Source organism: Microbacterium atlanticum (assembly GCF_015277815.1).
GTDB classification, from domain to species: Bacteria; Actinomycetota; Actinomycetes; order Actinomycetales; family Microbacteriaceae; genus Microbacterium; species Microbacterium atlanticum.
The window spans coordinates 3,027,410-3,049,330 of the sequence record NZ_CP063813.1; the positions used below are offsets into that span (position 1 = coordinate 3,027,410).

General features: G+C 72.9%; 24 protein-coding genes. 10 read left to right on the forward strand and 14 right to left on the reverse strand.

What is annotated here, in order from left to right; all coding sequences use genetic code 11:
* Positions 1 to 4: 4 nt before the first annotated feature.
* Entirely contained in the window at positions 5 to 586 is a 582-nt protein-coding gene (locus IR212_RS13910) for a hypothetical protein (protein ID WP_194396469.1), read from the reverse strand.
* A 187-nt stretch (positions 587 to 773) separates the two neighbouring features.
* On the opposite strand from IR212_RS13910, the gene IR212_RS13915 reads away from it, so the two are divergent.
* Positions 774 to 2,258 carry a lipase maturation factor family protein gene (locus tag IR212_RS13915; protein ID WP_194396470.1) on the forward strand — a complete coding sequence of 495 codons (1,485 nt, stop codon included), beginning with the start codon at positions 774 to 776 and terminating at the stop codon, positions 2,256 to 2,258.
* A 25-nt stretch (positions 2,259 to 2,283) separates the two neighbouring features.
* Here the strand turns inward: IR212_RS13915 and IR212_RS13920 are convergent, their stop codons facing one another.
* A complete protein-coding gene (locus IR212_RS13920) occupies positions 2,284 to 3,819 on the reverse strand; it encodes an MFS transporter (protein WP_194396471.1) in 1,536 nt (511 codons plus the stop codon).
* Positions 3,820 to 3,884: 65 nt separating this feature from the next.
* Here IR212_RS13920 and IR212_RS13925 point away from each other — a divergent pair, with 65 nt between their 5' ends.
* Entirely contained in the window at positions 3,885 to 4,442 is a 558-nt protein-coding gene (locus IR212_RS13925; RefSeq protein ID WP_194396472.1) for a phosphorylase family protein, read from the forward strand.
* Positions 4,443 to 4,496: 54 nt separating this feature from the next.
* Here the strand turns inward: IR212_RS13925 and IR212_RS13930 are convergent, their stop codons facing one another.
* The 3 genes from IR212_RS13930 to IR212_RS13940 form a co-directional block, all read right to left on the reverse strand.
* Positions 4,497 to 5,348 carry an SGNH/GDSL hydrolase family protein gene (locus tag IR212_RS13930; RefSeq protein ID WP_194396473.1) on the reverse strand — a complete coding sequence of 284 codons (852 nt, stop codon included), beginning with the start codon at positions 5,346 to 5,348 and terminating at the stop codon, positions 4,497 to 4,499.
* Positions 5,349 to 5,521: 173 nt separating this feature from the next.
* Positions 5,522 to 8,542, reverse strand: coding sequence for an AAA family ATPase (locus IR212_RS13935; RefSeq protein WP_194396474.1), 3,021 nt, complete (start codon positions 8,540 to 8,542; stop codon positions 5,522 to 5,524).
* Positions 8,539 to 9,687, reverse strand: coding sequence for an exonuclease SbcCD subunit D (locus tag IR212_RS13940; protein ID WP_194396475.1), 1,149 nt, complete (start codon positions 9,685 to 9,687; stop codon positions 8,539 to 8,541). Before IR212_RS13940 ends, IR212_RS13935 begins: the two co-directional genes overlap by 4 nt.
* A gap of 110 nt (positions 9,688 to 9,797) precedes the next feature.
* Here IR212_RS13940 and IR212_RS13945 point away from each other — a divergent pair, with 110 nt between their 5' ends.
* The 3 genes from IR212_RS13945 (at position 9,798) to IR212_RS13955 (ending at position 11,218) form a co-directional block, all read left to right on the forward strand.
* Complete coding sequence (locus tag IR212_RS13945; protein ID WP_194396476.1) at positions 9,798 to 10,271, forward strand: 8-oxo-dGTP diphosphatase; 474 nt, start codon at positions 9,798 to 9,800, stop codon at positions 10,269 to 10,271.
* A 52-nt stretch (positions 10,272 to 10,323) separates the two neighbouring features.
* Positions 10,324 to 10,884 carry a hypothetical protein gene (locus tag IR212_RS13950; protein WP_194396477.1) on the forward strand — a complete coding sequence of 187 codons (561 nt, stop codon included), beginning with the start codon at positions 10,324 to 10,326 and terminating at the stop codon, positions 10,882 to 10,884.
* A 115-nt stretch (positions 10,885 to 10,999) separates the two neighbouring features.
* A complete protein-coding gene (locus IR212_RS13955) occupies positions 11,000 to 11,218 on the forward strand; it encodes a hypothetical protein (RefSeq protein ID WP_194396478.1) in 219 nt (72 codons plus the stop codon).
* 19 nt (positions 11,219 to 11,237) lie between these two features.
* Here IR212_RS13955 and IR212_RS13960 read toward each other — a convergent pair whose 3' ends face one another.
* The 4 genes from IR212_RS13960 to IR212_RS13975 all read right to left on the reverse strand — a co-directional run bounded on the left by IR212_RS13960 (position 11,238) and on the right by IR212_RS13975 (position 13,017).
* Complete coding sequence (locus tag IR212_RS13960) at positions 11,238 to 11,672, reverse strand: DUF1622 domain-containing protein (RefSeq protein ID WP_228479572.1); 435 nt, start codon at positions 11,670 to 11,672, stop codon at positions 11,238 to 11,240.
* 56 nt (positions 11,673 to 11,728) lie between these two features.
* Positions 11,729 to 12,391 carry a hypothetical protein gene (locus tag IR212_RS13965; RefSeq protein ID WP_194396480.1) on the reverse strand — a complete coding sequence of 221 codons (663 nt, stop codon included), beginning with the start codon at positions 12,389 to 12,391 and terminating at the stop codon, positions 11,729 to 11,731.
* Between the two features lies 1 nt (position 12,392).
* Complete coding sequence (locus IR212_RS13970; protein WP_194396481.1) at positions 12,393 to 12,629, reverse strand: hypothetical protein; 237 nt, start codon at positions 12,627 to 12,629, stop codon at positions 12,393 to 12,395.
* Between the two features lie 94 nt (positions 12,630 to 12,723).
* Complete coding sequence (locus IR212_RS13975) at positions 12,724 to 13,017, reverse strand: GNAT family N-acetyltransferase (RefSeq protein WP_194396482.1); 294 nt, start codon at positions 13,015 to 13,017, stop codon at positions 12,724 to 12,726.
* A 570-nt stretch (positions 13,018 to 13,587) separates the two neighbouring features.
* Between IR212_RS13975 and IR212_RS13980 the strand changes: the two genes are divergently transcribed.
* From IR212_RS13980 to IR212_RS13990, 3 genes are all read left to right on the forward strand, one after another.
* A complete protein-coding gene (locus IR212_RS13980) occupies positions 13,588 to 14,328 on the forward strand; it encodes a winged helix-turn-helix domain-containing protein (protein ID WP_194396483.1) in 741 nt (246 codons plus the stop codon).
* A 51-nt stretch (positions 14,329 to 14,379) separates the two neighbouring features.
* Positions 14,380 to 15,387: a DNA-3-methyladenine glycosylase family protein gene (locus IR212_RS13985; protein ID WP_194396484.1), complete on the forward strand. Its 1,008-nt coding sequence runs from the start codon at positions 14,380 to 14,382 to the stop codon at positions 15,385 to 15,387.
* A gap of 103 nt (positions 15,388 to 15,490) precedes the next feature.
* Positions 15,491 to 15,907 carry a VOC family protein gene (locus IR212_RS13990; protein ID WP_194396485.1) on the forward strand — a complete coding sequence of 139 codons (417 nt, stop codon included), beginning with the start codon at positions 15,491 to 15,493 and terminating at the stop codon, positions 15,905 to 15,907.
* Between the two features lie 19 nt (positions 15,908 to 15,926).
* Here the strand turns inward: IR212_RS13990 and IR212_RS13995 are convergent, their stop codons facing one another.
* The 5 genes from IR212_RS13995 to IR212_RS14015 all read right to left on the reverse strand — a co-directional run bounded on the left by IR212_RS13995 (position 15,927) and on the right by IR212_RS14015 (position 21,347).
* The gene (locus tag IR212_RS13995) at positions 15,927 to 16,976 is read right to left on the reverse strand and encodes an LLM class flavin-dependent oxidoreductase (protein ID WP_194396486.1); all 1,050 of its coding nucleotides are present in this window, start codon (positions 16,974 to 16,976) and stop codon (positions 15,927 to 15,929) included.
* Positions 16,977 to 17,033: 57 nt separating this feature from the next.
* Entirely contained in the window at positions 17,034 to 17,321 is a 288-nt protein-coding gene (locus IR212_RS14000) for a hypothetical protein (protein ID WP_194396487.1), read from the reverse strand.
* A gap of 1 nt (position 17,322) precedes the next feature.
* On the reverse strand, positions 17,323 to 18,828 hold the full coding sequence (locus IR212_RS14005) for an FAD-binding oxidoreductase (protein ID WP_194396488.1): 1,506 nt from the start codon (positions 18,826 to 18,828) through the stop codon (positions 17,323 to 17,325).
* On the reverse strand, positions 18,828 to 20,294 hold the full coding sequence (locus tag IR212_RS14010; protein ID WP_228479332.1) for a (Fe-S)-binding protein: 1,467 nt from the start codon (positions 20,292 to 20,294) through the stop codon (positions 18,828 to 18,830). The genes IR212_RS14005 and IR212_RS14010 overlap by 1 nt, the downstream gene beginning before the upstream one ends.
* Before the next feature lie 135 nt (positions 20,295 to 20,429).
* The gene (locus IR212_RS14015; RefSeq protein ID WP_194396489.1) at positions 20,430 to 21,347 is read right to left on the reverse strand and encodes an aldo/keto reductase; all 918 of its coding nucleotides are present in this window, start codon (positions 21,345 to 21,347) and stop codon (positions 20,430 to 20,432) included.
* Positions 21,348 to 21,438: 91 nt separating this feature from the next.
* On the opposite strand from IR212_RS14015, the gene IR212_RS14020 reads away from it, so the two are divergent.
* Entirely contained in the window at positions 21,439 to 21,663 is a 225-nt protein-coding gene (locus IR212_RS14020) for a hypothetical protein (RefSeq protein WP_194396490.1), read from the forward strand.
* Between the two features lie 64 nt (positions 21,664 to 21,727).
* Positions 21,728 to 21,913, forward strand: coding sequence for a DUF1918 domain-containing protein (locus tag IR212_RS14025; protein ID WP_194396491.1), 186 nt, complete (start codon positions 21,728 to 21,730; stop codon positions 21,911 to 21,913).
* The last annotated feature ends 8 nt before the right edge of the window (positions 21,914 to 21,921 follow it).

A 21,921-nucleotide genomic window follows, 5' to 3' on the forward strand; every position in this document is an offset into this window, starting at 1 on the left:
GGGGTCAGGCCGCCGGAGCCGGGGCGTGGGCGAGGGTGATGATCCAGCTGTCCCGGGAGAGATCGACCAGCTGGTAGGACACCTTGCGGTCGGGGATCCAGCCCTTCGTCAGCGGGCTGTCGAGGCGCACGTGGTCGGCCGCCACGCGGGCGCCCCGGCCGTCGGCGTCGCGGACCGCCTGGACCCGCGTCCAGTGCGCGAGGAGCCGGCGCAGGTCGGTCTCCTCCAGCAGGTGCGAGTGCCGCTTCATGAGATTCAGCTCCGCGTCGTCGGGGTGCGCGTCGCGCAGGTCGAGCCCCAGTGACGTGCCCGCCTCGCTGACGGCCACCACCGTGGCCGCGCGGAAGCTCACGTTCCGGATCTTGAGCGGCACCTCGGCGCCGTCGACCTCCGCGAAGAGCTGCGTGTGGAAGCCGAAGGTGCGCGGAGCCTCGCGCTCGACGCGCACCCGCTCAGGCTCGACGCCGAGGCGCGCGGCGACGATCTCCTTCGCGAGCAGGCGCTTGCGGTCGTGCTCGGGCAGCTTCGGGTCCCAGCCGAGCCGCGCCGTGATCCCTGCCGGAGTCTCCAGAAGCACCGATTCCATGACCACACCCCGTCTCCGCGGCCCGTCCGCACCTCCATCCTGGCCACGCACCGGCCGGGTGGCCAGACCGCCACGCGCAGGGAGCGCGCCGCACGTCAACCCCCCTGGCGCCAGCACCCACGGCACCGGAGGATGACAGCGTGGGCGAGCAGGCGGCAGATCCCGGGGGTGACGGCGGGCAGGGCGCATGGACGGATTCGCGGCGGTCGACTTCGAGTTCGCGCGGCAGGTGCTCCAGCGGGGCATCGCCGCCCTCTTCGTCGTCGCCTTCGTCTCGACGCTGAACCAGTTCCGGCCGCTGCTCGGGGAGCGCGGGCTGCTTCCCGCGCCCGCGCTGCTGGACTGGGCGCGGACCTCCTCGCGGGGTCGGCGGCTCCTGCGCCCCACCCTGTTCCGCTTCGTCCGCTACACCGACCGCCGGCTCGTGGCGCTGTGCGCAGCGGGCATCGGCGTTGCGGCGGCACTCGTGGCCGGCATCCCGCAGCTCGGACCGCCGTGGCTGCCGATGGCGTGCTTCCTCCTGCTGTGGCTCGGGTACATGTCGGTCACCAGCATCGGCCAGACCTTCTACGGCTTCGGGTGGGAGATGCTGCTGCTCGAGGCGGGCTTCCTCGCCGCGTTCCTCGGGTCGGACGACCAGCCGCCGCCCACCATCATCATCGTCCTGTTCTGGTGGCTGGTGTTCCGTCTGGAGTTCGGCGCGGGCATGATCAAGATCCGCGGCGGCCGGGAATGGCGCGACCTCACTGCGCTGATGTACCACCACGAGACGCAGCCGATGCCCGGTCCGCTCAGCCGCCAGGCGCACCTGCTGCCGCGCTGGTTCCACCGGGGCGAGGTGCTCGGGAACCACTTCGCGCAGCTCGTCGTGCCGTGGCTCCTGTTCGCGCCGGTGCTCGGCCTCATCGCTCCCGGCCCGGTGCCGGCCGTCGTCGGCGCGGCGGCGGCAGCCGTCGTCATCGCCACCCAGGCGTGGCTCGTCGTCACCGGCAACTTCGCGTGGCTGAACTGGATGACGATCGTGCTGGCATTCTCGGCCGTCGGGATCCCCGGGATCGGCGCGGAGCCCCGGCCCGCGGCCGCCGGATCTGGATGGATCGTCGACGGGATGCCGCTTGTCTGGGTGGTCGTCACCAGCGCGGTCGGGGCTCTGTACCTCGTGCTCAGCTGGTGGCCGCTCAAGAACCTGTTCGCGCATCGCCAGCTCATGAACGCCTCGTTCAACCGCTGGCAGCTGGCGAATGCCTATGGAGCGTTCGGGACGGTGACCAAGGAGCGGATCGAGATCGTCGTCGAGGGGACGATGGACGACGATCCGGATGCCGCCACCTGGCACGAGTACGGATTCAAGGGCAAGCCCGGTGACGTCCGCCGGGTGCCCCGGCAGTTCGCGCCGTACCACCTGCGCCTGGACTGGCTGATGTGGTTCCTCCCGCTCGGGCGGTCGCTGGAGGACTGGTTCACCGCCTTCCTGGTGCGGCTGCTGGAGGCGGATGCCCCCACCCTGCGCCTGCTGGCCCACGACCCGTTCGCGGGCGCACGGCCGCGGTGGGTGCGGGCGGTGTCGTACCGCTACCGCTTCACCGACCGGGCCGAGTTCCGGCGGACCCGGGCCCGGTGGACGCGCGACCGCCGGCGGCCCGTTCTCGGGCCGGTGTCGCTGCGGCGCTGACCGGCTCGCCGCCGGCGTCCCGGTCTCACGGCATCTGCTCTCCGCCGGCGGCGGCCCCGTCGGCGGCCCGGTTGCGGCGCGCGGTCAGATCGATGATCGAGATGAGGAACGCGATGCCGAGGAAGACGCCGACCGAGAGCATCCCGAACGCGTACGCGTCGTGGTACACCACGATGTCGTCGTGGGTGCCGGATTCGCGGTAGATCGCCGCGTAGAACAGCGACAGCCCCACCGCGGTTCCCACCGCGGCGCCGATGCGCTGCCCGAGCTGGCCGACGGAGCCGGCGAGGCCGCCCTGCTTGACCGGGATGTCGGCCAGGGTGAGCGCCTGGTTGGGGGCGATGACGAGGCCGCCCCCGGCGCCGCCGACCGTCATCATCGCCGCGGCGAGGTACGGCGTCCAGGCAGGGGCGCTGTACAGCGCGATGAGGACGAGGCCCCCTGCGCACACCAGCACGCCCACGAGGCCCCACACCACGACCACCCGGCCGTGGCGGCTCACAAGGTTGCCGCCGATCCACGAGGATGCCGCGCTCGCGAGCGCGAAGCCGATCGACACCATCCCCGCGAACACCGGTTCGAGCCCGAGCCCGATCTGCAGGAACAGCGTCGTGAGCAGGAAGAGCGCGGGCAGGGCGGTGAAGTACGCGGTCTGCAGCAGCGTGCCGTTGCGATACGACGAGATGCGGAAGAGGCCGAGCGGGATGAGCGGGTTGCGGCCGCGCGCCGCGTAGCGGCGCTCCCACGCGATGAAGGCCGATGCGAACAGCGCGAAGGCGACCAGCAGCCACCACCGGGCCGGGTTGTCGGTCGGCGCGCCGGTCGTGAACAGGAACGGCCACATCAGCGAGACGATGCCGGCGCCGAAGAGCAGCACCCCGACCGGGTCGAGCTGCACCGGACGCTGCGAGCGCGTGCGCGTCTCGGGAAGCAGCCACAGCGCGAGGCCGATCGCGATGAGGCACAGCGGCACGTTCATCCAGAAGATCAGCCGCCAGCCGTCCGTCGGACCGCCCAGCGCGATGAGCAGGCCGCCGAGCGTCGGCCCGAACGCGGTGGCGAGGCCGATCGTGGCTCCGAACAGCCCGAACGCGCGGGCCCGTTCCTTGCCCTGGAACAGCTCCTGCGCCATGCCGAGCACCTGGGGCATCTGGATGCCGGCCGCCACGCCCTGCAGCAGCCGGGCGATCAGCAGCACCTCGGCGGTGGGCGCGAGGGCGCACAGCACGCTGGTGACGGTGTACAGCGAGAGCCCCACCACGAAGAGCGTCCGGCGCGAGCGCTGATCACCGAGTCGTCCCATGGGGACGAGCACCAGGCCGAAGGTCAGCACGAAGCCCGACACGATGAGCTGCAGCTCGGTCGACCCCGCGTCCAGCACCTCCCCGATGGACGGCAGCGCGACGTTGACCTTCGTCATGTCGAGGATCGTGATCGCCGCGACGGAGACGCACACCCAGAACGCCCGCCAGCGGGCGCCGGCCGAGAGCGGGATGACCGCCGTGTGAGCGGGCACGGTGCGCGCCGTGCGCGAGGGGGTCTGCGGCGGCGTCTCGGGCATCGTGCCCAGGTTAGTCCCGTCCCGCCGTGGTGCGGGCCGGCCAGGGGCCGGGAGATGATGGAGGCGTGAGACTCCTCGTCGCCGCCCTCGCCTCCGAACTCGTCGCCTTCCCCGAGGATCTCCCCGGGTTCGACCGGCTCGTCACGGGTCCCGGCAAGCTGCAGGCCACCTACGCCCTGACGCGCGCGCTGGACGCCGGCACCTACGATGAGGTCGTGGTGGTCGGCACCGCCGGCGCGATCGACGCGCGGCTGGAGGCATCCGTCTACGAGATCGCCGCGGCGCTGCAGCACGACGTCACCGACATCGACGGCATCGTCGGCCAGCACGTGTCGCTGCCGCCCCTGGTGGAGCTCGACACCGACGGGGTCACCATCGCCACCGGCGACCACTTCGTGGACGACGCGGAGGCGGTCGAGGTGATCCGCCCGCTGGGCGCGGGCCTGGTCGACATGGAGACCTACGCCTACATCTGGGTCGCGCAGCGGTTCGGTGTGCCGATCCGGGTGCTCAAGGCGGTGTCCGATCGCGCGCAGGACGGTGCCATCACCGACTGGCACGCCGCGGTCGCCGCGTGCAGCCGCCAGCTCCGCGATCGCATCCGCGCCGACTACGGCGTCTGAGCCGCCCTGCACGCAGCACAGACGCCGAGCCGGAGCCCGCGGCGCTCGCGGAACCTACGGCACCACCCACTGCGTCTTCGGCCACGTGATCGAGGACAGGGTCGCCTGGCCCGACAGCGAGGGGTGGAAGTAGTCGCGGGTCGAGACGTCCGAGCGCGCGAACGCGTAGCCTGCCACGGTCATCCCGTCGAAGCGGCACTTGACCGTCGCCGCGCAGGCTTCCGAGAGCGCCGCGTTGTACTCGTTCACCCGCTGCTGGACGGCGGCGCGGCGCTGCACGTCCGCCGCTGCGGTGCTGCTGGGGTTCGCCAGCATCGACTGGCACGTCTGCAGCAGGCTCCACGCCAGCCGCGCCGACAGACTCGTCCGGTTCAGCTCGTACAGCCGCTGCAGGCTCGGGATGCTGGCGACGAAGATCTCGGGCGAGCCGGGGCTCGCCGCGAGGGCCGTGAGGGCCGCCGTCACGTTCGCCTTGAAGGTGGCGGTAGGCGTCATGGCGCCGACGGTGCGCGTGCACGCGTCGTTCGCACCGATCTCGATCGTCACGTACTGGACCGATTGCACGGCCGCGGCGTCGGCCTGCCCTTTGAGCGCGAACGAGGTGGCACCGGCCTTGGCGAAGTTGAAGGCGGCGAGCCCGGTCGCGCCGAGGGCGCGGAGCCGCAGGAAGTGCGAGTTCACGGTGGTGCTCGATCCGGTCGCCCAGCTGTTCGCCGGGCACGACGTGAGGCTGGAGCAGGTCATCGCGGCCTGGGTGATCGAGTCGCCCAGCGCCGCCATGCGGACGATCTGAGCCGGTGGCGGGGCGGCGCTCGCGGCCGAGGCCGAGACGAGCGAGCCGGTGAGCAGGACTGCGGTTGCCGCGATCGCGGCGAGGGCGCGGCGCGCCCGGATGCGAGAAGGCATGATTCCTCCGTACGTCGGCGTGACGGATGGGCGCGGCGCGCTGCCGCGGCCGGACGGAGCCGGCGGTCGAGCCGGGATCGCGGATCCCCCCAGGAATCCCATGTCGGGTGACACGATCTGCCGCGAACGATACACCCGCGGCGCGGAACGCGACAGAGGCCGCTGCCGCGGGATCAGGCGGGTGCGACGACGGCCTGCGCGATGACGCTCGGCCCTTCGCGCGTCACCTCGACCGCCAGCTGCGCGGGCAGCTGCTCCTTCATCGCGGCGACGTGGCTGATGATCCCGACGGTCCGACCGCCCTGCCGCAGCTCGTCGAGGGTGCTCATGGCGAGTTCCAGCGTCTCCTCGTCGAGCGACCCGAACCCCTCGTCCACGAACAGCGTGTCGAGGCGGATGCCGCCGGCTCGCGCGGTCACCACCTCCGCGAGTCCGAGCGCCAGGGCGAGGGAGGCCAGGAACGTCTCGCCGCCGGACAACGACTGCGCGGGGCGCGCCTGCCCGGTGAAGGCGTCCATCACGTCCAGGCCGAGCCCGGAGGCGGCGCCTCGCGCGGCCCGCGCATCGGTGTGCTGCAGGCGGTAGCGCCCCGACGACATGTCGGCGAGGCGGATGTTGGCGGCGGCGACGATCTCCTCCAGCTCGGCGGCGAGGACGAACGTCTCGAGATCCATCTTCATGGTGTTGGGGGCGCGTCCGGCGACGGTGTCGGCCAGACGCGTGATGGCCTCGGCATCGGCGATCCTGGCGGCGACGCCCGCGTACGCTTCGTCGATCTGCAATGCGAGGTCGCGCAGCGCCTCGACGAGCGTCTGCGCGTCACGCTCCGCCCGCAGCGCCGCCGTGCGAGCGGCATCCGCGGCATCGAGGGCCGCCTTCGCGGCGGCGGTGTCGACGGGCTGGTCGGGGGCGCCGGCGAGCTCCAGCTCGAGGTCGAGCAGGCGGGCCCGCGTGGCGGCGAGCTGCGCGTCGTGGGTGGCGATGCCCTCCGCGAGCGCTTCCGCCTCGCGCGGCTCGAGCAGCGCCCGGATGACGTCGTCCGCGTCGGCGAACGCGGACGCGCGCACCCTGGCGTCGGCGTCGGCGCGGCTCTCGGCGGCGGCCGCCGCCGCGCGGGCGTCGTCGGCGCGCGCATCGTGCGCGCGCCGGGCGGCATCGCGGACACGCCTGGCCTGGGCGACGCGGTCGGCCACGCTGGGGTGGTGACCGCGCGCGGCGTCGACGGCGGCCCTGATCCCCTCGACCGTCGCGGCGAGACCGGCCGATCGCGTCCGCGCGGTGGTGAGGAGATCGGCAAGTGCCGCACGGGACGCCTCGGCGTCGGCGTCGAGTGCCGCGAGCTGCGCGTGCTGCGTCGCGAGCTCGTCGCGGCGCTCTGCTGCCGCGTCGGCCGCGGCGAGCTGGTCGGCGGCCTCGCGCAGTGCCTCTCGCAATGCGTCCGCGCCCTCGCCGCCGGCGCGGGCGGCGGCGTCGCCGTGGCGCTCGCGCGCCGCGCGCGCGGCCTCCGCCGCGGTGCGCTCCCGCGCGAGGGCTGCGTCGCGGGCGGCTTCGGCGGCCCCGACGACCTCGTCGGTCACCGGCTCATCGGCGGGCCCGGCGGGCGCTGGGTGCGAGGTCGCGCCGCACACGGCGCACGGCTCGCCGTCGACAAGGGCCGAGGCGAGCTCGCCGGCGTAGCCGTCCAGGCGTCGCTGCAGCAGCGCGGCGAGGCGGGATCCGACCGCGGCGACCGCGGCGGCTGCGTCACGGTGGTCGACCTCGGCGTCGCGGCGGGCGTCGGCGAGCTGTTCGGCCTCCTCTGCCGCGCTCAGGCGGGCGGCGAGATCGTCGTGACGCACCCGAGCGGCATCGCGCCCGGCGGCGCTCTCGCGCAAGGGCGCGAGCTCGCCCTCGAGGCGGGTGAGCTCGGCGGGGACCTGCGCGCGCTGGGCGTCGAGGGCGGCGATGTCGGCCGCGAGCCGCGAGCACTCCGCCTCGGCCTCGGTCAGCCGCGCCTCGGCATCGGCGAGCGCGGACTCCTGCTCGATCGCCGCCGTCCACACGGCGAGCTCGCCGGTGAGGCGCTCGACGACGACCGACAGGTCGGCGGAGGCGTCCTCGCCGCCTGCTTCGGCTGCGAGCTCCCAGGCGGCGGCCGCCTCGGCCGCCGCCGTCCGAGCCTCGGCCGCCGCGCGATCGGCCCGGCTGGCGGCCTCCAGCGGCGCACGGAGCGCCTCGGCCGACCGCGCGCGCTCGAGCCGTTCCCGATCGGAGGCGACCAGGCTGCGGGCCGTCTCGAGCGCGGTGAGTCGTTCGCGGGCACGTGCGAGCTCGGCCTGCGCCCTCGACAGCGCGACGAGCTCGGCGTGTGCGGCGTCGGCGGCGGCACGGGCCTCATCGGCGGCCACACGCTCTCTGGTGAGGGTGTCGAGGCGGTACGCCGCGCGCTGCTGCCCCAGCTCGACCGCCGCGCGGCGGGTGGCGAGGTCGGGCGGCGGCGCGTCGTCCCCGCGACTGCCGGCGGGGTCATCGCCGTCCGCGGCTGCGGCGGCCACGAGCCGCTCGGCCTGGCCGAGCAGCGTCCGCGCGCGCTCGCCGAGCGCCTCGAGCTCGCCCTGCGCGGCCTTGCTGCGATCGGCGAGCTCGCGCGCATAATCCTCGTAGCGCCGGGAGCCGAAGAGCGCGCGCAGCAGCGACTGACGCTCCGACCCCGCGGCGAGGAGGAACCGGGAGAAGCGGTTCTGGGCGAGGAGGATCACCTGCTGGAACTGCTGCGCGCTGAGGCCGAGCACCTCGTCGAGCAGCAGGCCGACGTCACGCGGGCGGGCTGCGCGTCCGGCCCACGCGCCGTCGACGAGCTCTTCGAGCTCGGCCCGGGTGGGCTCGGCGGTCAGGCCCCCGCCGCGGCGCGCGGGCCGCTGGTACTCCGGAGCCCGGGTCACCCGCCACCGTCGGTCGCCGACCGTGAACTCGAGCCGCACCTCAGTGGGATCGTCGGGAGAGCAGTGGTCGCTGCGCAGGCGCTTGTCGCCGGAGTCGTAGCGCGGCACGCTGCCGTAGAGGGCGAAGCAGACGCCGTCGAGGATGCTCGACTTGCCGGCGCCCGTCCGCCCCGTGATGAGGAAGATGCCCTCTCGCTCGAAGGCGTCGAAGTCGACCGTCTGCCGCTCGCGGAACGGCCCGAACCCGGTGAGCTCGAGGCGGTGCAGCCTCACGTGCCCGCCTCCACCCGCGTGCGCTCGTCGAGGAGCTCCCTGACGAGCTCCGCTTCGCGCGGCGAGGCGCCCTCGCCGCCGCGCACATGGGCGAGGAAGGCGTCCACGAGCTCGGCGTCGTTGCGCGCCGCGCGCACGCGCTGCGCATAGGTGCGCCCGTCTCCGGCCGGACCGGCGACAGGTGCGTGCCGCACCTCCGCGCAGAAGGGGAAGCGGGCGAGAAGCCGGCGCATCGGATCGCGCTGCGGAAGGGGGTCGGTGTACTCGGCGCGGATCCAGTGGTCGGCGTGCTCGGCGAAGCGCTTGTCGGTCAGGAGCTCGTCGAGGGTCGCGTTGACGGTCGCCAGCGGACGCGGCACCGGGAGGGGCAGCCACCGCACGTCGGCGAGCCCGCCGGCGTCGAGTTCGACCAGCCACGAGCCGCGCGGCTTGGCGCCCTCGTCGAAGCTGTAGTGCAGCGGCGCGCCGGCGTAGCGCACCGCGCGCGACAGCTGCTGCCGCCCGTGGATGTGGCCGAGCGCCATGTAGTCCACGCCGTCGAAGGCCGACAGCGGCACGACGTCGAGACCGCCCTGCTGGATGTCGCGCTCCAGGTGGGGAGTGGGCTGCACCCCGGCGGCGAAGCAGTGGGCGATGGCCACCGACCTGCCGCCGCGCCGGGCGGAGTCGGCGCGCACGAGGTCCATCGCGCGGGTGACGACGTCGGCCTGCGTGCGCACCCCCGGCCAGACGCTGCGCAGCAGCACCGGCTCGAGGTAAGGGATGCCGTAGACGTGGAGGGGGCCGTGCTCATCGGCCACCGTGACGGGAACCCCGACAGCGGCCGGATCGGTGATGATGTGGATGCCGTCGCGCAGGAGCGCCGACTGGAATCCCAGGCGAGCCGCGGAGTCGTGGTTGCCACTGGTCACCACCACGGTCGCGCCGGCGTCCGCGAGGGCGCGCAGGGTGTCGGTGAGCAGCGTGTACGCGGCCGCGGCGGGGGCGGCGGAGTCGAACACGTCGCCGGCGACGACCACCAGGTCGACGGCGTGCTGGCGCACCTGACCGGCGAGCGCCTCGAGCACACCGCGGAGCGCGTCGAGCGTGGCGTGGCCGTGGAACGACCGCCCGATGTGCCAGTCCGAGGTGTGCAGGATGCGCATGCCCACACGGTACGTTCGCCCGCCGACATCCGCCGCGAGGCAGGCCGGTCACTCGCGGAACGCGCGGTCCCTGCACACTCACCGGACGGCGCCGGGCGTACCCTCGACGCATGTCCTTGCCCGAGGTCTGCGTCGTGTACCTGCTGCGGCGCGGACCGAGCGGCGTCGAGGTGCTCCTGGGCGATAAGCGCACCGGCCTCGGACAGGGCAAGGTCGTGGGGATCGGGGGGAAGCTCGATCACGGCGAGTCGGCGCACGAGGCGGCGGTGCGCGAGGTCGAGGAGGAGATCGGCGTGCGGGTCGAGGCATCCGCTCTCCATCTCGCGGGCACGATCGACTACCACTTCCCGACCCGGCCGGCCTGGTCCCAGCGGTCCACCGTCTTCGTGTGCCGCCGATGGGAGGGCGAGCCCGTCGAGACGGCCGAGATCACGCCGCGCTGGTACGCGCTGGAGGCCGTGCCGTACCCGCGGATGTGGGACGACGCCTCGCGCTGGCTGCCGGGAGTGCTCCGCGGAGGCACCGTGGACGCCCGCTTCACCTTCGGCGCGGACCTCCACACCGTGGTGCTCACCGCGATGTGAACACGCGCGCGCGGCACTCCCGCACCACGTGTCCGTCGCCTTATCGTGGAGCATGGCGCTCACCGCGGACACCGCCCCACGATCCACCGTCGTGGCACTCGTCGGCGCCGACAGCGACGAGCTGCTGACCGGCCTCGCCGACGTGCCCGCCCTCGTCGCGCTGTCGCTGCGCGAGGCGGACCCGGCCGTCGCGGCGCACCTGGTCGCGTCGGTGTCGCTGCCCTACGTGGTGCACGACGCGGACCCCCTCGAGCACGTCGCGTCGGCCTGGGTCGAACTGTACGAGGAGCGCTCGACGCTCGGGTCGCTCGAGGTGGAGGTGGGGGCGCTGCTGGACCAGTTCGCCTCGGGTGAGGCGGTCATGCCCGACTACTACGTGGTGGCGGGCCCGGAGGCGATCGGAGGCACCTGGCGGCACTGGTGGCTCGGCGCCCTCGCCCATCGCGCGCCGTCGCGCGTGCTGCCGGTGGAGGCGTCGGGGGCGGCGCTGCGCGCGCGGCTGCGCAGCCTTCCGGCGTCGCGGCCCTGGCCCGAGCCGTCGGCCTGGCTGCCCCAGGTGCAGTTCGACATCCCCGACCGGGTGGGCCTGCGCGATCAGGGCGGCACCGTCTGAGCTCATGCGGGATCGTCGACTGCCGGTCGACGCCGGATTCCTGCCATCTCCCGTCGACCCGGCAATGTCGGACCCCCGGCGTAGGTTTCCCCTGTCGGAACCAACGGAGGAAACCATGTTCGCTGTCTATGCCGCCGAGCAGCAGTACCGCCACGACACCTGGACGCGCCGGCGCGACCACGCCCTGCTCGCGTCGATCCGCGAGCGGCAGGGCGCCCAGGCGATGAGCGCCGTCGCAGCGCCCGCTGCCGCTCCCTTGCCGCGCGCGCCGTGGGCGCGCCCGATCGGACGACGCAGCGAGGCCGCCACCCCCGCGGCGTGCGCGATCGCCTGACCCCGAGCGCCGGCCCGTCTCAGAGCGATCCGGGTTCGGCCGCCGTCGCGCCGGCGCTGCGGCTCGCGGCGCGGTCCCGCGCGACGGCGTCGCCGACGACCTGGCCGCCGCTGCGCAGCAGTGCGCGGCGCCAGGGCAGAGTGCCCTCGATCTCGATCTGGATGGAGATCGAGAGGATCGTGCGGATGAGTACGATGAGGCCGAGGATCGCCGCTTCCTCGAGCGAGGGCTTCGACGTGATCGTTCGGATGAGGTCCGCGGCGACCAGCACCTCGAGGCCGAGGAGGATCGCACCGCCGAGCGTCGTCCGCAGCACCGTGAACGCGGCCCGGCCGCCCTCGCGCCGGTTGAGGGAGCGCACGCTGAGCACGAGCGCGATGACGAAGCCGACGATCATCGCGGCGGCCCCGATCGCCTCGAAGCCGACGGCGACGACGGTGAACACGTCCTCCATGCGCACGCGCTCAGCCTAGGGCCGAGCGGTCCGTCGCCGCCGCCGGATCGCGGAACTCAGCGCGAGTCGTCGCGTCCCGGCGAGGCGGGGCTGTCGGCGTCACCGGTCGACACCTGCCTCGCGAGCTCCTCGACGTCGTGCTCGGGCAGATCGATCCCCGACTGCGTCAGCCGCTGGCGCAGCACTTCCGCGATGCGCTCGAGCGGCTCGGCGCCGACATCGGAGCGCGTCTGCGCGACGATGCCTGCCACCTTGTCGACGTCCGAGGCGTTGTTCTGCGACATGGCGGGCAGGCGCTGCTCCTGCTCCGAGCCGAGTGCGCCCGGCGTGCGCTGCGCCTCGCTCACCGAGAGCGTGTCGCGACCCCCGTCGTGGCCGTGGTGGTCGCCGCCGTCGATGACGCCGATGCCGACCGCCTCGTGGCTCGGCTCCCCGCTCTGCGCGCCGTCCGACGGCACCGTGGCGGCGGCACCCTCCGCGGGCTCGGCCGGCGCGGCGCTCGCGGCGGCCTGCTCCGCCGACCCGGAGTCGGCCCCGGCGGAGCGGCTCGCCTCGGCGCTGTCCGGCGATCCCTCCGCGGGCGGCCTGGTCGCCGCAGGGGCGGCGCCTCCCTGCTCGGGCGCCTCGGTCCACGTGCCGGCGGGCTCCGAGCCGGGGGCCGGCTCACCCAGGGCCGGCGCGGCCTCCGGCTGCTGGTCCTCGTTGCCTGTCGTGCTCATCTCAGGGCTCCTCTCCGCGCTGTTGATCGGATGCCAGGTCGGGGTCGGCTCCCTGCCGGGCCGCCTCACCCTCGACGGGGTCGTCGGGCTGCAGAGCAGCGTCCGTCAGCAGGTCGCCCTCGGTGGTGGCGGCGCTGCGCTCCTGCGACGCGGTGTCGTCCACCTGCTCCCAGCCGCCCTGCGGGTCGGCGTCGATGACGCCCTCGGGAAGGTCGCTCTCCGACCGATCGCGCTCCATGTGGCGCTCCTCTCGTCCTCCCCCAGCATCCCCCGCGTGATGCGGAGCGTCATGGGGTTGACAAGGCGGAGGGTCGTCGGAACGCGGGCCGGGATCAGGGGCGGGAGTGCAGGATGCCGCGGTGCGCGGGGTTCTCGTCGAACCAGTCGGCGACGTACCAGCAGACGGGCAGGACCTTCCGGTCCCCCGTCTCCTCGAGCTCCTTCACGGCTCTCCCGACCAGTTCGCCGGCGTAGCCGTGTCCGCGGAATGTCGGCACGGTGTATGCGCGGGTCATCGCCACCGTGCGCCCGTCGTCGCGGTAGTCCAGCACGCTGACGAGGTCGTCGCCGCGGTGCAGCGTGTAGCGCGAGGCATCCGTCTCTTTGGTGAAGCGCAGCTCGGTCACCCGCACAGGCTACGCCGCGCCCGGACCGCACGCGTCCGCGCAGAGCGATGTCGCGGCATTCCTTGAGCGCACGTTGTGCCGGTCTTCAGGACCCACCGCCCGCAGGGCCGCGCCAGGCGCAGCTGCCGCAGGTCCCGCGGCTGCTGGGACTGAGCAATCTGTCACATTCCGTCATGATCGGAGCCCCCGCATCCGTGCGATTTGACGTTTTTCGACAGACTCCGTCATAATCGGCCACATGACTGACAACGCGCTGTATCTGTCCGCCCGGGAGGCGAACAGGACTGCCGGCATGATGATGGCCGGCCGCATTGTCATGTGTTGTCGAATGTGCCACTAGCACGGTGACCCCCGCCGGACTCCTCCTCCGCTTCTGAAGACGGATCGCCAGGAGTCCCCCGAAGCACCGGTTTCGTGCGTCGATCACGCGCACCCGGACCCGCTTCGCACACCGCCCAACGTCGGGCACAGGCCTCCATCGGCCGACGGCCTTTCTCGCCACCGACGACCAGGGCCGCAGCACATCCCACCCGGCTCCGCGGCCGGGTTCCTCCCGCAAGGACCATCATCATGTCGAACACCGCCCTCCTCGACCGCCCCGCCGCTCCCGTCCGCCACCTCCGCGCCGTCGACCGGACCGCCCGGATCGAGCCGCCCGCCGCGGCGCCGGAACCCGCGCAGCCGGCCCCCCGCGCCCTGCCCGCCGGCTCCGCGCCGCGCGGCTTCGCCCTCTACGTCGGGATCGACGAGGCCAAGGCCGCCGCCTCGGGGGTCAACCTCGGTGTCCTGGTCGACGCGCTCCGCCGCACCCTCGCCGACCTCGCGCCGTCCGCCGAGACCTATGCCACGGTCGCCCTCGCCCCGGTCGGTTCCGGCGGCCGCGACGTGGACGTGGTGCGCCTGGCGCTCCAGGAGCCGTCGGCGATCGCCCGCACCAAGCACGAGGAGCCGGAGGACGACGAGGTCACCGCCGGAGGAGTCGTCGTCGACATCTCCCGCAAGCGCGTGCTGATCGACGGCGAGTCGGCTGCGTTCACGTTCAAGGAGTTCGAGCTCCTCCAGTACCTCGTGCTGCGCGAGGGCCGCACCATCGAGCGCACCGAGCTCGTCAGCTCCCTGTGGCAGGGAACGTCCGACGAGGACGCCCCGGGCGAGCGCACGATCGACGTGCACGTGCGGCGCCTGCGCGCCAAGCTCGGGCGCTACGAGGACATCGTGCGCACGGTGCGCGGCGTCGGCTACCGCTTCGACCGTCACGCCGACGTCGTGATCCGCTACGGGCACGGCACCCCGTCGCCCGATCGCTTCTGATGCCGCCGTCGGCCTCCGCGGTGTCGGAGGCCGGGGCGTAGGGTGGGCGGCATGACGACGTCGCTCCCGCGCACCTCCCGGACGAGGGATGCCGCGCGGGGCACGACGCGCGCCGCCGATCGCGATCCGCGCCCCGACCACGGCCGGCCCATCGAGACGGAGTACCGCCCGCGGCGGCCACTGGACCTGCGACGCACCGTGCTCGCTCAGCGACGCGGCGCGGCGGATCCGACGATGGCGGTCTCCGGGGCCGTGATCTGGTGGGCCAGCCGCACCCCGGAGGGCGTGGCGACCCTGGCCATCCGCGAGACGCATCCCGGCGTGGTGCGCGGCGCGGCGTGGGGTCCCGGCCGGGAGTGGGCGCTGGCGCAGCTGCCGGCGCTGTGCGGCGCCGACGACGACCCCACCGGGTTCGATGCGACGCGGCATCCGGTGATCGCCGACGCCCACCGCCGCAATCCGGGTCTGCGGCTGTCTCGCACGGGACTCGTCTTCGACGCTCTGGCCGGTGCGATCTTCGAGCAGAAGGTGACCGGCATGCAGGCCTTCGGCGCGTGGCGCCGCATCGTCACCTGGTGCGGGGAGCGCGCACCCGGCCCGACGCCTGTGCCGATGTTCGCGCCGCCCACGATCGAGGGCTGGCAGCACGTCCCGTCGTGGCTCTGGCACCGGGCGGGACTCGAGCCGCCCCAGTCGAAGGCCGTCGTGCGGGCCGCGCGGCGCGGCGACGCGATCGTGCGGGCCGTGCTGGCCGCCGACGACGGCGAGGCGGTCGACCGGGTCCTCGTCAGCCAGGCCGGGATCGGTCCGTGGACCTCGGCCGAGACCCGCATCCGCGCGCTCGGCGACCCCGATGCTGTCAGCGTGGGCGACTTCCACCTCGCACACGAGGTCGGCTACGCGCTGACGGGGCATCGCGTGGACGACGACGGGATGCTGCAGCTGCTGGCCGCGTGGCCGCGCCACCGCCAGCGCGTCGTCCGCCTCATCGGCGCGAGCGGCGTGCGCGAGCCGAGACGCGGCCCGCGGCTCCACCCCGAGGATCACCGCGGTCGCTGAGTCGGTCGACCGGCGCCCCTTGCCGATGTCGGAGCCACGCACGACACTGGGACGCGCCGCGCGGCCGGGCGCGGCATCCACCGTCCGTCGTCAGGAGTCCGACATGGCCAGCCTCAACCCGTATCTCTCGTTCGCGGACCAGGCCCGCGAGGCGATGACGTTCTATCAGGGCGTGTTCGGCGGCGAGCTCGACATCTCGACCTTCGGCCAGTACGAGGGCATGGTGCAGGATCCCGCAGAGGCCGACCTCGTCATGCACGCGCAGCTCACCAGTCCCGACGGCTTCGTGCTCATGGCCGCCGACACGCCGACCGGCATGACGTGGCGGCAGCCGGCCGGCATGGCGGTGTCGGTCAGCGGCGACGACGAGGCGCTGCTGCAGGGCTTCTGGGACAAGCTGACAGACCGCGGCACCGTGACGATGCCGTTCGACACCCCACCCTGGGGCGGGCGGTTCGGCATGCTCACCGACCGCTTCGGCATCGACTGGATGGTGGCCGTCAACGCGCCGTCGCCGTGACGACCCGACCGCTCGGCGGTTAGGCGAAGGCGGGCATGACGCGGTCGTGCACCAGCCGCAGCTGCGTGTCGACGTCGGGAACACCGGCGACATCGCGGCCCATGAACGACTTCACGAGCGCGGCATCCGTGATCGCGAGGATCATGTGGTTGACGCCGGCCGGCTCGATCTCGCGCTTGATCTTCTCTGCGCACTCCTCGGGCGTGCCGGCGATGGACAGGCGCTCGGCGACGTCGGGCGGGGTGAGGTCGATCGCGCCGCCGAGGTCGCCCGCACCGAGGGCGGCGATCGCGGGCGCGAGCTGCTCCGGCTCGACGCCGTTGCGTCGCAGCTGCTCGGCCGGCATCGCCGACGCGTAGAGGCCGACCATCGAGCGCGCGGCCTCCTTCGCCGCCGCCGAGTCCTCGCCGACCGCGAACACGACCCACGCGCCGAGGTCGAGGTCCTCGACATTCTTGCCTGCCCGCTCGGCACCGATGCGGCAGTGCTCGACCATGTAGTCGTAGGCCTCCCTCGTGTAGCTCAGGGCGTGATGGCATCCGTCGGAGAACTCGGCGCTGGCCTCGAACGACTTGGGGCCGCGCATCGCGCCGATCTTGACGGGCACGCGCTCCTGGACCGGGCGCGCGAAGGTGAACAGGCCCTCGTAGCGGAAGAACTCGCCGTCCATCGTGATCGCGCCGTCATCCAGCAGCGTGCGGATGACCTTCGTCCCCTCGATCACGCGGGACAGCGGCTTGGTGCCGGTCCAGTCGATCTTGTACTGGGCCAGCAGCCCGAAGTTGCCGCTGCCGATGACGACCTCGGCGCGACCGTTCGTGAGCTCGTCGAGGGTGGCGGTGGCCTGGGCGATGAGGGTCGGCTCGCGCAGCACGACGCCCGAGACGCTCGGGCCGAACCGCACGTTGGTGGTCTTGTCGGCGGCAGCGGCGAACAGCAGCCACAGGTCCTTGTGCCAGGTCTCGTCGGCGGCGTACACGGCGTGGAAGCCGAGCTCGTCGGCCAGCTGGATCGAGCGCAGCGACTGGTCCAGCGGGTAGTCGGGCAGCATGACGTAGCTGAACTTCATGGCGATCTCCTTCGGGTGGGCGCGACCGAACACCGTTGCTCGGTCTCGGGTCGGTGTCTACGGCGCGGCGCCGGTCGCGGCATCCGCCCCCTCCGCCTCGATGTCGGCGAGGATCTCGGAGCCGGCGACCACGCTGTCTGCGAAGTGCCGGTGCATCCAGGCGAGGTGGTCGCCGCGGGCGTTCATGATCCGCAGCGAGTCCCAGTTCGGGAACGTCTGCTGCAGCACCCATCGCTCCATGAGCCGGGGGTCGACCTCGAACACGTGTTCGTGGGTCGTGATGGCCACGTCGCTGACCCGCCGGGGCTCGGGGGGCTGCATCTGCTCGTCGTAGCGGTAGGCCATGTCAGCCCTCCTCGCGGTACGCCCGGTCGAGGTGGTATTTCCCGGGGTTCATGATGTTGTGCGGGTCCAGGGTGCGCTTGATGTCGAGCATGACCTCGAAGCCGCGACCCAGCTCCTCGGGCACGAGGTCGACCTCACCCTCGCGGCACGAGCCGTGGCACGCGCTGATCGAGCCGCCGTGGTCGATCGAGACGCGGGCGATGTCGCGCTTGGCGTTCACCCACAGCTCCCACGCGCGGTCGTCGAGCTGCTGCTCCCAGATGCCGACATCGATCTCGGTGAGGTAGTCGGCGCCGGTGCTGCCCTGCGTGTAGGCGAACATCCCCCAGTCGTCGAAGACGTCGGTGCGGCGGCGGAGTTCGGCGACGATCTCGTGCCACGCCTTGGTCACGCCCGGCAGCTGCGAGTAGTTGATCGCGGCGTCCTCGCAGTGCCAGCTCATCGGCACGACCTGGCCGTCCTTGGTGCGGCCGTGCAGGGGCGTGGCGTAGCGGTCGTGCCGCGCGGCCCAGTCGCCCTCGGAGATCTCGTCGCCGAGGTAGCGGGCGCCGTGCTCCTTCGCGATGCGGAACAGCCGCCGCCCGCCGGCGCGCACCTCGTCGTCGTACCCGTACATCACGGCGCACACGAGCGCCCGCACGTCGGTGGGCTGCGGGATGTAGGCCTCGTCGTCGCGCCGCAGGTAGGCCACCTTGTGCTCGTCGAACAGCACCGCGCCGGCGAAGGTCGCCACGCCCGCGCGGGCCAGCGCCCCGGTGCACGCGTACGCGTCGTCGTAGTTGTCGAACGCCCAGAACGGCGACAGCTCGGCCTCGGCCTTGGGGAAGAGCTTCAGCGTCGCCTTGGTCGCGATGCCGAGCGTGCCCTGATGCCCCATGAACAGGTGCTTGAGCTGATAGCCGCTGGAGGACTTCGTGATCTTGCCGCCGATGCCGTCGCCGACGTGCAGGATCTCGCCCGTGGGCAGCACGTGGTCGAAGCTGAGCACGAGGTCGCGGGTGTGCCCGTAGCGCGAGCCGATGAGCGACCACCCGCTGGTGCCGATGCGCCCGCCGACGAGCGAGCAGGGGTACGACGCGGGATTGTCGGGGTAGAACAGCCCGTACGGCGCCAGGTACTCGTTGAGCTTGAGCATGTTGATGCCGGTGCCGACGGTCACGGTGCGGTTCACGAGGTCGAGCTCGTGCACCTGGTTCATCCGTTTGACGTCGATCAGGATGCCGCCGCGCAGCGGCACCGCACCGTCAGTCAATCCCGTGCCGCCGTCGCGCGGCACCACCGGCACCCGCAGGTCGTTCGCGATGGTCACCACGGCCGCGACCTGCTCGGTCGAGGTCGGCAGCACCACGAGGTCGGGCAGCCGCTCCGACCAGCGATGCACCGGGAACGGCGCCGGCACACGGGCGCGGTTGTAGCGGTCGGCCTTGCCGGTGAGGATCTGCTCGTCCGCGAGGACGGTGCGCAGGGCCCGGACGACGGTGTCGACGTCGTCGATCGTCATCGTCATCAGTGCGCTCCCCCGCAGCCGCAGGTGCCGCCCCCGCAGCCACCGCCGCCGCACCCCCGCGGACTGCGACCGCGCCCGGCCGCGCCCTGCCGCGCCCTGGCGAGCCGGCGATCGCCGGTCGCGCCGCGCGTGCCGCCGACCTGGATCCCGAGCGACGTCGCCAGCAGCTCGTGGATGTCGAGCACGTCGATGTCGACGTCGTCGCCGGCCTCGGTCAGCGGTCGCTCCGACCACGGGCACGCGCTCACGAGCGTGTCGATGTCGAGCTTCTGCGCGTGCGACAGGCGCCGCGCGCTGATCGCGGCGGTGAGCTCGGGCTTCTCGATCGCGAGTCCGCCGCCCGCGCCGGAGCAGTACGACCACTGGGTCACCCGATCGACGTCCTCGAAGCGCAGCCCGGGGATCGCACGCAGGATCTCGCGCGGCTCCTTCCAGATGCCCTTGCGCTTGTTCAGCCGACAGGGGTCGTGGTACGTGATGGCCCGATCGACGGCGACCTCGGGAACGAGGCGCCCGTCGCGGATCATCTCGGCGAACAGCTCCACCACCAGAACGACTTCGAGGTCGAACTCGGCTCCGAAGTACTTCGGATAGTCCTCGGTGAACGAGATGTAGTCGTGCGGGTCGAGCACCAGGATGCGGCGGGTGCCCGTCTCCCGCCAGGACCTCATGTTGTGCTCAGCGAAGGCGCGCGCCTGATCGACGTAGCCCATCTCGGCGGCCGGTCCGCCGCAGCACCACTGCTCGCCCATCAGCCCGAACTCGTAGCCCGCCTTCTGCAGGATCTGCGCGACGGCCCGCGGCACCGAGGTGCGGTAGAACGCCGCTTCGCAGTCGACGAAGAGGATGGTCTCGCCGCCGACCGGGATGCCGAGACCCGCGGCCCAGTCCCGCACGGTGTCCTGCCCCACCGGCTGCTCGCCGAGTACCGGCTCGTGGCTGCGCTCGGCGGTGAGCTCGTTCCACACCTTGTACCCGGGCTGGTGGATCCCGGAGTCCACCGCGAGCGCCCGCGCCGCCTTCACGACGTCGACGGTGCGGGTGCGGAACCGGTAGAAGTCGCCGGTGAAGAGGGTGTTGGGGCACCGCAGCTCGCACGCCCCGCACTGCGTGCAGTTGACGTAGTCGGCCGCGACGTCCTCGATCGTCAGCTCCCCGCGTTCCATCGCGACGACGTTGGCGTGGAAGGCGGTCGGTGTCCACGACTCGTTGCGCGTCTCGGTCATGACCGGGCAGACCTCGCGGCAGAACTTATGGCCCGACGAATAGCAGTTGTACGAGGCGTTGCGCCACTCCTCGACGAACTCCCGGGTCTTGACGTCGGCCACCGGGATCATCACCGGCCGCACGATCTGGTCGTCCCGGGTCAGCTCCGTGAGCTCGGGCGGGTTCTCCCGCATGCCGGGCGTGAAGGGCTGCAGGAGCACGTCGTCGGCCGGTGATCCGTCCGGGGCGAGGTCGGGCATGAGGAACCCCCTGGGCGAGAGAGTCCGACCCGGCGTGTCCGACGCCGGACTGCGTTGAGTCACATCCTGGCCGCCCGGCCGGGCAAGTTCAAGGGTGTCCGTCCCGCACGCCGCGCCGGCCGAGGCGGGCGCCCGCTAGGCGTAGGCGCTGTCGTCGACCGGGGACGGCGCGGGTCCGAGCGCTTCCAGCTCCGCCCAGACCTCAGCGGGGATCGTCGTGGCGGCGAGCTCGTCCAGCTGCGCGAGCCGACGGGCGGACGAGATGCCGACGATGGTCGAGTCGACGAGGGGCGAGCGCACCGAGAAGTCGAGCGCGACCGCGGCGAGCGGCACGCCGTGCGCGGCGCACACCCGCTCGAGGCGCGCCACCCACTCCTGCAGGGCCGGCGGCGCCGGGCGGTAGGCGTACATGGCGCCCGCACGGGCGCCGGGCGCCAGGATCCCCGCGCCGAAGGGGGCGGCGTTGAACACCGTCATGCCGAGCTCCCGCGCAGCGGCGAACACCGGCTCGGCGGACTGATCGACGACCGTGAACCGGTTGTGCACCAGCACGGCGTCGAAGACGCCGGTGTCGACGTAGCGCGCCATCAGGGGCGCAGGGCCGGCCGCGACCCCGATGGCGCCGACACGACCGGACTCGCGCAGCTCGATGAGCCCCTCGACGGCGCCGCCGCGTCCGATGGCCTCGTCGAAGGTCACCGTGAACGGGTCGTGCAGGTGCAGCAGCGGCAGGCGGTCCACGCCCAGGCGCGCCGTCGTCTCGTCGAACGAGCGCAGCACGCGGTCGCGATCGAACGCGCCCGTCACGGGATCGGCGTCGACCTTCGAGATGACGCGGGTCGCGGCATCCGCCCCGAGCCTCGCGATCGCGCGCCCGAGCACCGCCTCGCTGCGTCCGTCGGCGTAGTTGTTCGACGTGTCGATGAAGGCGTGCGTGCTCGCGAAGAGCTGCTCGGCGACGTCGACGGCGGCCTCCTCCTCACGGGACCCCGGCTCGGTGCCGCGTCCGAGGCCGGACGTGCCGAGGGTGAGCGGGCTGACGTTGAGGGCCATGAGATCCGTTCCGGTGGGGGGCGTGTCCTTTTACCTTTCCAGATCGCGCGAGGGTACGGGCCGCGCGGGAAGGGCCTCTAGGCTCTTGGGCATGGCCACGACGCGCAGGGGCTGGACCCGCGGGCACTCCGGGTGGGCGCTCGGCACCGCCCTCATGTTCACGCTGGGGATCATCTTCGGACTGATCTGGGGCAACGTGCTGCTGGGGGTCATGCTCGCCGCCGCCGTGTCGATCGGCTGGCTCATGGCGTACGAGTCCTGGCGGGGCCGCAGCGTCGGCCTCGAGGACCGCGACGACGACGGCGCGCGGCTCTGACCGATCCGCAGCCCTACCCATCTCCGCCCGCCCGTCGTATCGTGTGCGCCAGGAGGTGATCCGCATGCAAGCGAGCGTCGGAGACCGCGTTGTCATCCACGGCCGAGTCGTCGGTGCGGTGGAGCGCGCGGGTGAGGTGATCGAGGTGCGGGGCAGTCGGGAGAACCCGCTGCTCGTCGTCCGCTACGACGACGGGCACGAGGCGATCCTGTCCCCCGGAAGCGACTGCGAGATCCGTCACGCATCCTGACCGTGGAG

Bases quoted from the DNA above. Each gene is read 5' to 3' on its own strand.
- IR212_RS13910 (WP_194396469.1), bottom strand. From the start codon at position 586: ATGGAATCGGTGCTTCTGGAGACTCCGGCAGGGATCACGGCGCGGCTC.
- IR212_RS13915 (WP_194396470.1), top strand. From the start codon at position 774: ATGGACGGATTCGCGGCGGTCGACTTCGAGTTCGCGCGGCAGGTGCTC.
- IR212_RS13920 (WP_194396471.1), bottom strand. From the start codon at position 3,819: ATGCCCGAGACGCCGCCGCAGACCCCCTCGCGCACGGCGCGCACCGTG.
- IR212_RS13930 (WP_194396473.1), bottom strand. From the start codon at position 5,348: ATGCCTTCTCGCATCCGGGCGCGCCGCGCCCTCGCCGCGATCGCGGCA.
- IR212_RS13940 (WP_194396475.1), bottom strand. From the start codon at position 9,687: ATGCGCATCCTGCACACCTCGGACTGGCACATCGGGCGGTCGTTCCAC.
- IR212_RS13945 (WP_194396476.1), top strand. From the start codon at position 9,798: ATGTCCTTGCCCGAGGTCTGCGTCGTGTACCTGCTGCGGCGCGGACCG.
- IR212_RS13950 (WP_194396477.1), top strand. From the start codon at position 10,324: ATGGCGCTCACCGCGGACACCGCCCCACGATCCACCGTCGTGGCACTC.
- IR212_RS13955 (WP_194396478.1), top strand. From the start codon at position 11,000: ATGTTCGCTGTCTATGCCGCCGAGCAGCAGTACCGCCACGACACCTGG.
- IR212_RS13960 (WP_228479572.1), bottom strand. From the start codon at position 11,672: ATGGAGGACGTGTTCACCGTCGTCGCCGTCGGCTTCGAGGCGATCGGG.
- IR212_RS13965 (WP_194396480.1), bottom strand. From the start codon at position 12,391: ATGAGCACGACAGGCAACGAGGACCAGCAGCCGGAGGCCGCGCCGGCC.
- IR212_RS13970 (WP_194396481.1), bottom strand. From the start codon at position 12,629: ATGGAGCGCGATCGGTCGGAGAGCGACCTTCCCGAGGGCGTCATCGAC.
- IR212_RS13980 (WP_194396483.1), top strand. From the start codon at position 13,588: ATGTCGAACACCGCCCTCCTCGACCGCCCCGCCGCTCCCGTCCGCCAC.
- IR212_RS13985 (WP_194396484.1), top strand. From the start codon at position 14,380: ATGACGACGTCGCTCCCGCGCACCTCCCGGACGAGGGATGCCGCGCGG.
- IR212_RS13990 (WP_194396485.1), top strand. From the start codon at position 15,491: ATGGCCAGCCTCAACCCGTATCTCTCGTTCGCGGACCAGGCCCGCGAG.
- IR212_RS13995 (WP_194396486.1), bottom strand. From the start codon at position 16,976: ATGAAGTTCAGCTACGTCATGCTGCCCGACTACCCGCTGGACCAGTCG.
- IR212_RS14000 (WP_194396487.1), bottom strand. From the start codon at position 17,321: ATGGCCTACCGCTACGACGAGCAGATGCAGCCCCCCGAGCCCCGGCGG.
- IR212_RS14005 (WP_194396488.1), bottom strand. From the start codon at position 18,828: ATGACGATGACGATCGACGACGTCGACACCGTCGTCCGGGCCCTGCGC.
- IR212_RS14010 (WP_228479332.1), bottom strand. From the start codon at position 20,294: ATGCCCGACCTCGCCCCGGACGGATCACCGGCCGACGACGTGCTCCTG.
- IR212_RS14015 (WP_194396489.1), bottom strand. From the start codon at position 21,347: ATGGCCCTCAACGTCAGCCCGCTCACCCTCGGCACGTCCGGCCTCGGA.
- IR212_RS14020 (WP_194396490.1), top strand. From the start codon at position 21,439: ATGGCCACGACGCGCAGGGGCTGGACCCGCGGGCACTCCGGGTGGGCG.
- IR212_RS14025 (WP_194396491.1), top strand. From the start codon at position 21,728: ATGCAAGCGAGCGTCGGAGACCGCGTTGTCATCCACGGCCGAGTCGTC.